The following is a 14,420-nucleotide window of genomic DNA, read 5'->3' on the forward strand; positions in this document are numbered from 1 at the left end:
GACCATCATGGCTATATTGAGGTAGTTTACTTAAAACGCGTAGCTAATACCTGCGTTGAGTGAGCGCCCTTGTCCTGCTAATTGATTAAACCCTTGGCTTTTATCCACTTTAAACTGGGCGATACTTACACCACCGAGTGGCTGCTGGTAGTATTCATCAAGTAAGTTGGTAATTGCCAACTTAACTGTTAACTTATTCCATGTCGCCTTGGTTGCTAAATTCACTAAGCTATAACTGTCGGTTTGGTTTTCTAAACGACGTGGATCAACGCGGGTTTTACTATCGACCCACTGCCAGCTTAATGAGTTTTGCCATTTTCCGAGTTGTTGCTCTAGGGCTATTTTACTGTGCAATGGCATTATTTGATATAACGGCTCATCACTGTCATCACGCTCGCCATGAGTGCTAGTAAACGCGGCGGTTAAATCCCATATGCCTGCAATTTTACTATCAATAACACGGATAATACCTTCAAGCTTAGTGCCATAAAGTGTGGCGTCTAAATTAGTAAATTGTAAAGTATTACGCTTTGTTGCTGACATATCAGTGCGGTTAGTGCTGCCAACAACAGTGCCATCAATATAATCATTAACTTGGGTATACCAGGCGTTAGCTGTTATTTGCCACTGACCATCTTTTGCCGATTTAGTGTAGCTGGTGCTGATGGTATAAGCGGTTTCGGCTGCTAAGCCTGGGTTACCAATATAACCATTACCATCACCAAACCAACCGTTCATACTGGTCGACATCGTGCTGACACCCCAGCTATAACGTTCATATAAATTAGGCGCGCGATTTTTACGTGCTAAGCCAAACTGTAGTTCATCTTCATTAGTAATTTGGTAGCGTAACAATAGGCTGGCATCCACAAGCGTGTCACTGCGCGCGCGATCCATGGCATTAAATTCTTTTGCAGCTGCAAGATTAGGATTAGCCATGCCATGCATACCTGCCATATCTGACATGCCGCCCATATTCATGCCATCGCCCATGCCCATGTCTGAATATGGCTGCACTTCACCGGCATTAGTTTGTACATATTCAATGCGCGTACCAGCAGAGACCCACCACTTGTTATTTAGCTGCTTTTGCAGTTCAGCAAAACCTGTGTAGCGGTCACGTTCACCGTCATTAATATTTACATAGTCGTTAGGCCCCATCATCATTGATCCTTCAATCGCAGGCCACCAATCATCAATGCGGTAACCATAGTATTCTTGGCCGAGTAATAATACAGTGTCAGCATCAAGGTCTAAACGCCAATTAAGTTGATAGCTGATATCTTGCGCGTCGGTATTCATCGGCATCATGCCGGTTTTTTCAGCGCTGAAAAAACCCATTTCGTGCTTTACATCATTAAAGTTTATTTGCGCTCGAAACTCACCACTTTCGATTGTGCGTTTATACTGAGTGACTAAACCATAACTGGTGTTATCCGTCATATCCATATATTGATTAGCGAAGCCCTGAAAGGGTATTTTTTGATGCGTTAATTTAACCACTAACTGCTGCTTTTCATCTCGCATTGCAGCGGTTAACGCATGGTTTTTCACCCGATAAAGTGTATCGAGCACTAAGTCGCCATTACCATCTTCATAGCTGTCAGCATCTTCATATGAACCTTGATAATTTAAGCTAAAGGTATCGCTGGCTAACCGCGCACCAACGCCAACCGCTTGCGCATTGTTTACACTGCGATACTGCGCCGACAAATAACCTGAATGCCAATCTAGAGTATCACTCTCACCATATTGCGGAGCAATGGTGTTTACTACAATAACGCCGGCAATGTTATCGCCACCAGCGCTTACTGGCGAAATGCCTGCAACCACTTGATAAGACGATAGCTGATTAGCCGAAATATAAGATAATGGTGGGTTCATTTGATTGCCGCATGCTGCAGTTATATCAGCGCCATCAACCAGCACTTTAACTCTATCGCCCATCATGCCATTTAATATAGGTAAACTCGATACGCCACCTGCCGCAGAAAAATCCACCCCCAGCTCAGTTAAAAGTTGTTCAGTAGAACCTAAATTGGCATGACTATTAAAATTTTGCCCTTGAACTTCAATCACTTCAATTGAGTCATCAGCAAGTACATAAGGAGAAACTAAACTCGCAATGCAAAGTGCTATCGGAGAAAGTGCATAACGTGAGTTGATAGATGAATTGTGGTTACTCATTTTATTTTTTAATTACAGCAGGTTTAAGATGAGCAAAGTATATAACTTGAAGGCGGCACTGAACACGCGACAAATTGTCGCACCCAAGCTCTTACCTGATGTTTATTGCTCCTATGCTAAAAACGCTTATTACTTTTAAAGGGCAGTTAAAACATTAAAAACACAAAATAACTACAACCACTGCAAATTTATTTTTCATCAGCATATTGCTTAATAACCAAGGTGTTCATATCAAGCCATTGAAAATTAGAACGTTCCTATTAAACCAAAAACGCTGCAATCTAAAATCGTATTTTCTGCACTAAATACACTGTTTTTAGTGCAGACGCTGTCTTATTTTTATCATACAATCGCAGTTTAATTGGTTCTTCAAAATTGCAGTTTCCTGCTTTTTATTAAATAAATCATTCATATTTTGTCGTCAGTCTTTTTACAAGGGTTATCTATGTCAGCTGAACCTAGCGTCGTGAACAATACGCTAAGCACTACCGCTATTTTGTTAGTACTTGCACTGGGTACATTTATTTTAGGGCTTTCTGAGTTTTCGATGATGCCAATGCTACCTTTGATCAGCGAAACATTTTCAGCAACGCCGGCACAATCTGGCTATGCCATAAGTGCTTATGCGCTAGGTGTGGTAGTAGGTGCACCTATTTTAATGCTCACCACAGCCAATATGCGCAAACGTAAAGCATTGTTGATCTTTTTAACTTTAATGTTTATCGCCAACGGCTTAAGCGCGCTGGCAAACTCATTGCAGCAGTTAATTTTGTTTCGCTTTTTAAGCGGCCTACCGCATGGTGCTTATTTTGGTGCAGCCATGTTATTAGCCGCAGAAATTGCTCCACAAGGAAAACGTGCCAGCTTTATGTCTAAAGTATTTATGGGCTTAACTGTTGCCACTATTGTTGGCGTACCTGTGGTAACTCTTATTGGCCAAAATTTCAGTTGGCGCTACTGCTTGGCTGGGGCAGCAATATTGGCGTTAATCGCACTATTTTTAGTTTATAAAGTCGTACCAAACAGAGAAAACCAACTGCCTTCTAATATTCTCAATGAGCTAAACGTATTAAAAAATAAACTAGTGTGGTCAATTTTAGGCATCATCATTATTGGTTTTGGCGGCGTATTTTGCATCTATACCTACATTGCCGACACTATTTTGGTTGTTACTCACACCCCTGCTTACACTATTTCGATAGCGATGGTTATGTTTGGCATAGGCTGTACACTAGGTAACTATATATTAGGGAAAGCCGCTGATCATTCACCGCTTTATACCACAGGTATAGCACTTATTAGCTCTATCGTATTTGCCGTTTTATATGTTAGTGCTAGCGAAAATATATGGCTAATGTATACAGTTATCTTTTTTATAGGTTGCAGCGTTGGCCTAGGCACTGTTATTCAATCTATGCTGATGGATGTATCACCAAACGGTCACGCTATGATTGGCGCACTTGTACAATGCGCATTCAACACTGCTAATGCCATTGGCCCTTGGGTGGGCGGCATTATCATTGCTAATGGCGCATTACCAAATCAAACAGGCTATGTTGCGGCGCTATTGTTTGTTGGCGGGTTTACTATGTGGTTTATCAGCGCCTTACAAATGAGTAAACAAAAAAGTTTAACAACAGCTATTTAATAAGAAAACTCACTCTTACAAATAACAATTGTAAGAGTGAAAAACCCACCTGTTAATATTACCTCACAATATTGTATTAAATTTAGCGTTACATTAGGATACAATCAAACTAATTTTGCTTAAATAACAATAATGAGCTAAGCATGAGCACATCCCTATTTTTTGTTGGCGAGTGGCAGATTACGCCTGCTACAAATACGCTGCGCCTCGGCGAGACAATAAAGCAACTAGAACCAAAAGCAATGGATGTGCTGCTGTTATTATGTGAAAAACAAGGTGAGATACTAACCAGCGAAGAGATCATTAATCACTGCTGGCACACCATAGACGTTGGCGATAACCCACTGCATAAAATTATTACCCAACTGCGTAAAGCATTTGATGATAAAGCAAGTGATCCCAAGTTTATCGAAACCATCCGCAAACGCGGATACCGCATTATTGCGCCTATTCGTTTCCCGTTAGATGACGAACAAAAAGCCAGCCATAGTAAATGGCAAGGCAGCTCACCCTTTGTTGGCTTAAGCGCGTTTACTCCCAATGAAGCCGATGTTTTTTTTGGCCGCAGCAAGCAAATAAACACACTATTACAACGGGTATCGGCACAAATAAGTTTTGGCCGTGCTTTTAGCTTATTGCTCGGCTCTAGCGGCTCAGGTAAATCATCTTTGGTCAATGCAGGTATATTACCGGCATTAATGAGTGAGTCAGGCTTTGATGGCTTTCGGGTTGAGTCATACTGCCAACTTGATTTTGCTGATATAACTAAAGATCGGTTATTTCTCGATTTAGCCTCTACCCTACTTGATTTAGAAATAAACGACGCCCCGGTACTTAGCGATATGAGTGCCGACACCTTGAGCGAGTTATTACAAAACGCGCCCGAGCAAGTTATTGAGCGTTGCCAAATGGCTTTAAAGCAAAGCCAAACACCCCATATAAAACCGTATTTATTTTTATTTATCGACCGCCTTGAAGTATTACTGTCGTCGCCAGTATTTAGCGAGCAAGAGCGCAGCCAGTTTTTAACAATTATAGAGTTACTGGCCACCGGTAACTGCATGATTATATTTAGCGCCTGTCGAAATGACTTTTATCCGCAAGTGGTTAATCAACCTAGCTTAATGGCGGGCAAAGCCAGTGGCGCTCATTTTGATTTACTGCCGCCAACGCGTTCTGAATTAAAACAGATGATCCGCCTGCCTGCTTTAGCCGCAGGCCTTAGTTGGCAGCTTGACCCTGAGCACCAAACACCACTGGATGAAATGCTCTGTAACGACACCGCCAATAATCCCGACGCCCTGCCAATGCTGCAATATACTTTGCAGCAGCTGTACTTACAGCGCAGCGAAGACGATGAGCTATTAGTCTCACAATACCAAGCATTAGGCGGTATTGAAGGCGCGATTGGCCAAAAAGCTGAGCACGTTTTTACACAACTGCCCAAGCAACAACAATCCCAGCTGAGCTTGGTATTATCAAAGCTCATTACCCTGCACGCTGATGGCGAAACCCTCACCAGCCGTGCAGCCCGTTGGGATGAACTCACCACCCCTGCACAAACACAACTTGCGCAAGCGATGGTCGATAGCCGCTTATTTGTGTCGCACCTTAAAAATGAGCAAGCCTGTTTTAGTTTGGCCCATGAGGCACTGCTACGGCATTGGCAACGCGCCATAGATTGGATAAACCAACATCAACAAAGTTTAGCCATTAAAAGCCGCTTACAAATAGCCACCGAGCGTTGGTTAAACGAGCAAAAACATGCCGACTTTTTATTAGCGCAGGGCAAGCCGTTACAAGAAGCACAAAGCCTGATAAATAACGCTATGTTTAGCCTCAGCGCTGCTGAACTGAGTTTAATTAAAGCATCAAACCGCAGGGCAAAACGTAAAAAAACAGTGTTACAAGCCACCGCGGTTGCCCTTATTTTACTCAGTTTTATAGCCACCTTTATGAGCGTGCGCAGCTACCACGCCGAGCAAGTCGCGCAGCAACAGCGCTTAGAAGCCGAAAGCCTACTTGGTTTTATGGTGGGTGAATTTGCCGATAAACTGCGTAGCGTTAAACGTATGGATTTGCTCGATGGTATTAGCAATAAAGCGCTGGAGTATTTTACTAATCAAGCACAAGATGAAGCATCATTTTTTAGTTTTAACGACCAAAAAGCCGAATTTAACAACCGCTTTCAATATGCACAAACCCTTGAGGCAATGGGGGAAGTGGCCTATTCCCGCGGCAAAACCGACGAAGCCTTCACCGCGTTTGAGAACGCCCGCACTCGCCTTGAGGCTTTATTAAAAATCCAGCCTAACAACTTAGAGCTACTCACGCTTGCGGGCGCCAATGCCTTTTGGCTCGGCCAGCTCCATTATGATAAAAGCGATTACGCTGCCACTGAGCCATTTTTTAAAAAATACCATGCCTACAGCGAAAAAATGTATTCATTAGCACCCAATGACTTTAACTCCATTATGGAGCTGTCGTACTCATATAATTCATTAGGTTCTTTGTATACGAACTTATCTAACTATAATGAGGCGAAAACGAGCTTCACTTTATCACTTGAGTTAAAAAATAAGGCCCTTGAACTTAAACCCAACAATAAAAACTTATTAAGAGACAGAGCAGATACCATAAGCTGGTTAGCAAAAACTGAAGAGAACTTAGGTAATTTTAATGCCGCATTAACCATGTTAGAAAGTGCATCGAAAGAATTAAATAATATGCTTATTAACTACCCAAATGATGCCAGTTTATTTAAAAGCATTGCAAATATTTATATTCAACAAAGTTACCTTTTGAGTTATCTACCAAACAAACAAGATGCCTACGAAAAGGCGCAACAAGCGACGAAAACAATAGATAAGGCTCGACTTCAAGACCCAAAAAGTAAATATTTTCAGCGCTCTTACTATCGTTTTCTGGCCCACCAGCTAATGCTTTCACCTAATAAAAATATTGATAAGCGAATTAGCTATATTATCAACTTTGTGCAAACTCAAGGGTTTAACAGTAACTTTACAATCAATACGCAAATAAGTCTTATTCACTACTTTATCAACAGAGAGTTAAAACCTGAGGCAGAAAAGTTATTAGCAGAACTTGAGGATAGCGAAGACTATAAACAACAAATAGCTAATCAAATGCAAACTGGAAACAATACAATCCTCACAAGAGTCGATTTACTAAAAGCGAAATTAGCTCTTAATAATGAAAAACTAAGTGAGTTTTGCTTAAGCGCTATTAAAGCTATTGCCGCAACAGCAAAAACAAGTCTAAGCATTCAAATAAGTTACCCGCTTGTGCAAGCTTATACCTGCTTAAACAGAGAAAACGAGATATCAGAAATAAAAACAAGCCTAATTAACTTAGGTATTGCTAATTTTGCACTATAACCATGAATACAAAAGGAAATAATATGAATAACACTCAAAACCTAATTCACTTTACTGTCAATATTGAACTAAACAGTAACAACAGCGCCAATTTTACATACTTTATAGATAACAAAGAAGTCTCTGGCGGTGGTGTTGTCAGAACCGAAACTGCGGGTATTTATAGCTTAAATGAAACAACTCTTGGTAGAGGTTTTTTATTCACCGGAGCCACTATCACAGATAAAGAAGGGGACTGTGCTGGTGATTTTACATCAGAAGTCAATGATGATGGCCAATCAATCACCATCACAGACAGCCATGAAAATAATGGCACTGTGTGCTTAATTTTTAACGTTGTATGTAAAGGAAAAGCGTATGAAAGCGCTGATCCTCAAGTTGAAAATGAAAAAGAAATTAATAACGCTTAATTTTTTAAATTGCACAGGGCTGATTTATTCCTGTGCAATTTTTTATAAGCCATACACCTTAACGCCAACACTTACGAATAAACACCATCAATAACCAACCCTTTATTACTACTCTATAATAAAAACCTAAACTTTCAATTGCTTAATGATTTAATATACGAAACAATCTAATAACAAATTGATTTATATATCAAAAATATAAAAATAAGGATTGTATAATTTATGTATATTAAAAAAACCCTGCTAAGCTGCTGCCTACTCGGTGCATTTAGCAGCCTAGCTGCAGATAACTTAACCAATAGCGACCCACTCACGCCTTACCAATGGCATTTAAATAACACCGGTCAAAATAGCTTTACGACAGACACGGTTGCTGGCGAAGATTTACATTTACTTAATACTGATATGCAAGGTATTCAAGGTGATGGTGTTACTGTCACTATCATAGACAGCGGGATCGAGCTTAGTCACCCTGATTTAGTCAATAATGTCACCGCAGGCTCACTTAATTTGTTAACTGGCACTGCAACACCAACCGATAACACCGGTCACGGTACCGCTGTGGCGGGTATTATTGCCGCGCAAGCCAATAATAATATCGGTGGCCGTGGTGTTGCGCCGCAGGCGAACATAGTCGGTTTTAATTACCTTGATGCACAATCTACAAGTCATTGGCTGCAATCTCATGGTATGCCATTAACCGGCTCTGCAAACGCTCGCGTTTACAACCAAAGCTATAGTAGCAAACCGGCATTATTTACCAATGTTGATGCAGAGCACGCCCTTAGCCTGCAATTAAAAGAGCGCGTAATGCAGCAAGTGAGCTTAAACAGTAACAACGGCTTAGGTGCATTATTTGTAAAGTCGGCGGGTAATGCGTTTTACCAATACACTACGTTTATTGGCGATACACAATTTCAGGTATTCCCGTATGAGCAGCAACAACAATTTAATAACGCGGGCTTACCCTTTCATAACGCTAATTTAAGTGCGGATAACGCCAGTTTTTGGAATATGCTGGTATCGGCCTATAACGCTAACGGTAAATTAGCATCGTACTCCTCTGTCGGCGCTAATGTATTTTTAACCGCCCCCGGTGGTGAAAACGCGCAAAGCCAAGCGGGTATTGTCACCACAGATATTAGCGGCTGTAATGCCGGTTTTAATACCATCGACAGCACAACAGACACCCCCCTTCAAAACACCGGGCTAGATAGCCACTGCGATGCCACCGCAGCAATGTATGGCACCTCTGCGGCAGCTGCAAATACATCGGGCGCTATTGCACTTGTTATGTCGGCTAACCCGCAACTCGATGGCAGAACCATTAAACATATACTCGCCAGTACAGCGCGTAAGCTGGATGCCAATAATACCGGTGTTGATATTAATTTTACTGATAATTATGGTGATGCAACCCGCTACAATGCCATCCCTGGTTGGCAGCAAAATGCGGCGGGATACAACTTTCACACTTTTTATGGCTTAGGCGCAATCGATGTTGATGCTGCTGTAACGATGGCTCAAAACACCACATCGTCATTACCGGCATTACACATATCAAACTGGCATAGTAAAAACACACCGCTCAGTATACCCGATGCTAACGTAAACGGTGTGCAAGATAGTCTAGCAATCACTGATAATCTAACCATTGAGGCTGTGCAGTTAAAGCTATCTATTGACCATGCGCGCATGCGTGACTTAGCAATAGAGCTTATTTCTCCAGTAGGGACTCGCAGCGTTCTATTAAGCCCAAGAACAGGGTTAATAAACGCGGCCGATACCCCAGTGCAAAATGCCCTATTATTAAGCCAACATTTTTATGGTGAATCGGCAGCCGGACAGTGGAAAATTCGCTTAATTGATACCGACAATGGCACGAGCCAAACCTTACTTTACAGTGAGCAAACGGGCTTACTCAGCATGAACGACACCAATAATAGTGTAGATGGCACGCTGCTATCTTGGTCTTTGCGTTTTTACGGCCACTAATAAAGGAATTTTTATGAAAACGAATATGTTTATTACAGTACTTACCCTTGCCGTGAGCATAACCTCACAGGCACACGCACACGGTTCAACCGCAGGTATAACACCCGGCGCTTCGATACTCGCCAGCTTAGCTAATCAACCCAACAACGCAAATAGCTTACAGCTTGGCGATATTATGACTGATAGCCAAAGCGGTACTGGCCTGCAACTCACCGGCGAAGTGTTACTACAATTAACGACGCAAGCCGATTTGTCTAAACTGGTTACAAAATATGACTTGCAGTTAAAGCACCGCGTCGGCGATATTGTTGTTGTAACAACTGCCGCTGATAACCTTCAGCAACACGTTCACCTGTTAGCGCAAGAGCCAACAGTCAAACAAGCAACTATTGACCTGCGTGAGTTAGGGCTAAGCCCCGACCCGCAAGTTAAAAATAGAGAAGAATAAACACTAACAACGCTTAATTTTTTAAATTGCACAGGGCTGATTTATTCCTGTGCAATTTTTATGAGCCAAACACTTTAACGCCAACACATACCAAGCAGCATTATTAATAACCATCCTTTAATAACTACTCTATAATAAGAACCAAAACTTTCGAATGGTTAATGATTTAATATACGAAAAAATCTAATAGTAAATTGATCTATATATTAGAAAGTCCCTCATAAGCTGATGCCTGTTCGCTACCTTTAACATACTGGCGATGTTAGCAGTCTTACAGTAATTCTCGCCAACTTAGTCAGCCTAAAACAAGCATGCTTTGACCTGCTTAAGTTAGGCTTATGCCATAATCCAAGAATAGTTAACAAAGGAAAAATGATTTACATCGCCGTACCGCATTAAATCAACCCTGCACACATTAAAAATAAAACCATTAAATTCAACAACTTAAAAACAGAAGGTTACCAGAAGGTATATTTGCTGTTTTTTTCATAAATTAGTAGACACCAAAAACGTATAGCAAAGCGTAAAGGAAAACAACGTGTCTAAGCAAACAACAAAAAATAGCCAAATACTCAGTACCACACAGCAATCAACAGCGGCCGGAAAAACATTGACGACCTGCCTGTCGCATATACAGTTTGGCGCATTAATTGAACTATTTAATGGTACTGCTGAAGGTGTTTTTGTGATCGATGAACAAGGCACATTTGAATTTGTTAATCCGATGGCGGCGCAGCTTTTAGGTGACTCTCAGCAGTCGCTGATTGGGCAGAGCTTACTACAATTTTTACACGAAACTGATCGTGATAAATACATGTATACGTTACTAAACTGGTTAGATATAAAAGATACTCGCCTTAACTTTGGTCCTAATGAAGTTAAAATAAATAAACTCGATGGCTGTATAATTGAAGCCGATTTATCTATTTCTAACATGCCACAAAGTATTGCCTGCGCACAAAAATTATACGTTTGTATATTACATGATTTAAGCGCGCATAAAGCGGTATTTAATCAATTAAAAATACAAGCATCGACAGATCACTTAACCGGCCTTGCTAACCGTTTTATGCTTGATGAGTCATTAAATAAATTTTGGGCAGAGAGTATTCAAAGCCATCAGCCTTTAAGCACAATACTGATTGATGTTGATTATTTTAAAAATTTTAATGACAACTACGGCCATATAAAAGGCGATAAATGTTTGCAAAAAATTGCCAAAGTAATTTTGCAATGTATACCGTCAAGAGATTGTTTAGCCGCTCGTTATGGTGGTGAGGAGTTTGCAGTTATTCTGCCGCGTTGTAACCGTGATAGTGCGCAAGTGGTAGCCAAGCATATACAACAACAAATTAATGCCATGTCATTTACTGATATTGGCCTACCGCCAGAAGTTAAAGTAAGTGTGAGCCAAGGTATTGCCTGTGAATTTGATAATCAATACCGCACCTGCGAAGCGCTAATATGTGCCGCTGATACGGCTCTATACAGAGCAAAAACTGACGGTAGAAATAAGATCAGCACATGCTTATAAACAACTATTTAACAATGAAGGTTTAATTTTAACAAACCGCTTTAATTACACATATACTATAGCTTAATATTATTTGTTCGTTCCTAATACGCTGTATACACTAGTTCAAAATATGACAGCAACATGGGATCAACAATGGCATTATTTAATAAGTTACCATTGCAACTTGCTATCGCAAGTACATTGGCTACCTCGGCGACTGCAATCGCTGTTGAGCAAAATGCTGAAAATACAGCAAAAGATATCGAAGTGATTTCGGTTACAGGCACACGTCGTAGTTTACGCAGCTTGTCGGAAAGTACAGTTCCTGTAGACTTGCTGACCAGTCGTGATCTAGCAACCACTGGCCAACTAGAAATAAGCCAAGTGCTTGCAGCGCAATTACCTAGCTTTAACTACCCAAGTGCAACCCTAGCTGATGGAACTGATCATGCAAAACCTGCAGTATTAAGAGGCCTAGCTCCCGATCACACCTTAGTACTGGTAAATGGTAAACGCCGTCACTCAGGTGCTTTATTAAATTTAGGTGGCACAGTTGGCCGCGGCTCTACGGCTGTTGATTTAAATAATATTCCAACCTCTGCAATTAAACGTGTTGAAGTACTACGTGACGGCGCAGCTGCACAATATGGCTCCGATGCCATTGCTGGTGTGATTAATATTGTACTTAAAGATGCTGATGAAGGCGGCAGTGTAAGCTACACCTACGGTCAATATGATTCGCAAATGGCAGGCTCTGCACAGTTAAAAGAAACAATCATCGACTCGCAAGGTAAGCTTGGTTTTGTTAAAGGTGATGACCGCCGCGTTAACGATGGTATTACCCGTACTGCAAGTGCCAATGCGGGCTTTTCGCTTAGCGAGAATGGCTTTATCAATATCTCTATTGAAACCCGTAACAACGAGCCAACTAACCGCTCAGGTATTGATGAGCGAGAACAATATAATCGTGATGAAAACGGCGCGCTTGATCCAAAAGAGCTGACATTTGACCGTTATAATCACCGCTTTGGTAAAGCCGATGTTGAAGATATCGCGCTATTTTATAATCTTGGCTACGACTTTAGTGATGACTTATCACTTTACTCTTTTGCCAGTTATTCAAATCGTAAAGGTAACTCAGGCGGTTTCTATCGTCGTGCCAAAGACAACCGTAATGTGCCAAGCGTTTATCCTGATGGGTTTTTACCAAACATCGACACTGATGTAGACGACTATTCGTTTGCTATCGGTTTAAATGGGGTTAGTAATGATTGGACATGGGATATCAGCACTAATTATGGTCGTAATGATTTTGCTTTAGGTGTTAGCAATAGCATCAATACCTCTATGGGTGCTAACAGTCCGACAGAGTTTGATAATGGCGCATTAGTGTATGAACAATTCCTTGTTAACATGGATGCCAGCAATAGCTTTGACTTGGGCTTGCCTGATGACGTGTTTGTTACTATTGGTACTGAATATCGCCATGAAAACTACCAAATCAAAGCCGGTGAACAAGCTTCTTATTTAACGGTGCTTGATGCACAAGGCGTACCTGTTGCCGCTGGTGGCGCACAAGTTTTATCAGGTTTTTCACCGGATAGTGCAACTGATAAAAGCCGCCATAACATTGCCCTATTTGCTGAATTTGATACCTACCTCACTGAAAATTGGAATGCTGTGCTAGCAGGTCGATTTGAAGACTATAGTGACTTTGGCAGTACTTTTACAGCGAAACTTGCCAGCCGCTATAGCATTACTCCTTCATTATCGTTACGTGGTGCTATCAGTAGTGGTTTTAGAGCACCGTCTCTTGCACAAACGTCTTATAAATCAGTCAGCACTGTATTTGAAAATGGCGTACCTAGAGAAGTCGGATTATTTCCAAGTAGTGAGCCTGCTGCCAAAGCGCTTGGCGCAAAAGATTTAGACGCTGAAGAGTCTGTCAATATGACCGCTGGTTTTATCTTCACAGAAGGTAATTTTAGCTTCACGCTTGATGCTTATCGTATCGATATTGATGATCGCATTGTGCTTTCTGAAAACTTAGAAGGCCCTGCTGTTGAAGCTATTTTACAACAAGCCGCTGAGCTTAATACCCAAAGTGTGCGCTACTTTACCAATGCGATTGATTCGCGTACACAAGGGGTAGATATTGTTGCCACCTATTTACTTGGTTTAGCTGACTATGGTGACTTACGCTTAAGTGCCGCTGTAAACTTTAACGATACAGAAGTTACTCATGTGAAAGACAATCCACCAGAACTGGAAGCGTTAGGTGATGGATATCAATACTTTGCACGACGTGAAATTTCTCGATTCGAAAAAGGCACACCAGCAGATAAATGGAACCTGTCTGCAACATGGGATTATGAAAATATACAGGCCACGCTTCGTGCAACACGCTATGGTGAAGTAGTTGATACCTCAAGTAGTGCAGAGGGCGATGAGCTTCTAAAAGCAAAGTGGCTCACCGATATTGAAGTAGCGTATCGTCCAACGGAGCAATGGAAACTTGCTTTAGGTGCTAATAATCTATTTGATCAGTACCCGCAAGATACGGTAAGTAATATAGGTTATAGTGATTTCAACCAAATTTTCACTTACAGCGGGTTCACGCCATATAGTTCAGATGGCCGCTTTGTTTATGCGAATGTAACGTTTAACTTTTAATTAAACAAATAACTACGGCCCATATAAATATGGGCCGTAGTTATGAAGGGTGCAATGATATGCTAAATTAAGCTGGTTTCTTTGACATTGAGCATGTCCTTTTTAATTATGTAACTCGCTACTGCGAGAGCTGTACTTTATGATA

At 41.3% G+C, this 14,420-nt stretch carries 8 protein-coding genes; 7 read left to right on the forward strand and 1 reads right to left on the reverse strand.

Annotated elements, in window-relative coordinates:
* Positions 1–30 precede the first annotated feature (30 nt).
* Positions 31–2,187 carry a TonB-dependent receptor plug domain-containing protein gene (locus J7338_RS09085; protein ID WP_210796771.1) on the reverse strand — a complete coding sequence of 719 codons (2,157 nt, stop codon included), beginning with the start codon at positions 2,185–2,187 and terminating at the stop codon, positions 31–33.
* A 445-nt stretch (positions 2,188–2,632) separates the two neighbouring features.
* Here J7338_RS09085 and J7338_RS09090 point away from each other — a divergent pair, with 445 nt between their 5' ends.
* The 7 genes from J7338_RS09090 to J7338_RS09120 all read left to right on the forward strand — a co-directional run bounded on the left by J7338_RS09090 (position 2,633) and on the right by J7338_RS09120 (position 14,275).
* Entirely contained in the window at positions 2,633–3,835 is a 1,203-nt protein-coding gene (locus J7338_RS09090) for an MFS transporter (protein WP_210796772.1), read from the forward strand.
* 143 nt (positions 3,836–3,978) lie between these two features.
* A complete protein-coding gene (locus J7338_RS09095; protein WP_210796773.1) occupies positions 3,979–7,233 on the forward strand; it encodes an nSTAND1 domain-containing NTPase in 3,255 nt (1,084 codons plus the stop codon).
* A 23-nt stretch (positions 7,234–7,256) separates the two neighbouring features.
* Positions 7,257–7,643: a DP-EP family protein gene (locus J7338_RS09100; protein WP_210796774.1), complete on the forward strand. Its 387-nt coding sequence runs from the start codon at positions 7,257–7,259 to the stop codon at positions 7,641–7,643.
* A 222-nt stretch (positions 7,644–7,865) separates the two neighbouring features.
* Positions 7,866–9,638, forward strand: a complete 1,773-nt coding sequence (locus J7338_RS09105; protein ID WP_210796775.1) for a S8 family serine peptidase — start codon at positions 7,866–7,868, stop codon at positions 9,636–9,638.
* Positions 9,639–9,651: 13 nt separating this feature from the next.
* The gene (locus J7338_RS09110; protein WP_210796776.1) at positions 9,652–10,086 is read left to right on the forward strand and encodes a hypothetical protein; all 435 of its coding nucleotides are present in this window, start codon (positions 9,652–9,654) and stop codon (positions 10,084–10,086) included.
* A 568-nt stretch (positions 10,087–10,654) separates the two neighbouring features.
* The gene (locus tag J7338_RS09115) at positions 10,655–11,620 is read left to right on the forward strand and encodes a sensor domain-containing diguanylate cyclase (RefSeq protein WP_415837770.1); all 966 of its coding nucleotides are present in this window, start codon (positions 10,655–10,657) and stop codon (positions 11,618–11,620) included.
* A 135-nt stretch (positions 11,621–11,755) separates the two neighbouring features.
* Complete coding sequence (locus tag J7338_RS09120) at positions 11,756–14,275, forward strand: TonB-dependent receptor plug domain-containing protein (protein WP_228732957.1); 2,520 nt, start codon at positions 11,756–11,758, stop codon at positions 14,273–14,275.
* Positions 14,276–14,420 lie beyond the last annotated feature (145 nt).

Origin of the sequence: Pseudoalteromonas ostreae (assembly GCF_018069805.1) — a bacterium.
In the GTDB taxonomy this organism is placed as follows: domain Bacteria; phylum Pseudomonadota; class Gammaproteobacteria; order Enterobacterales; family Alteromonadaceae; genus Pseudoalteromonas; species Pseudoalteromonas ostreae.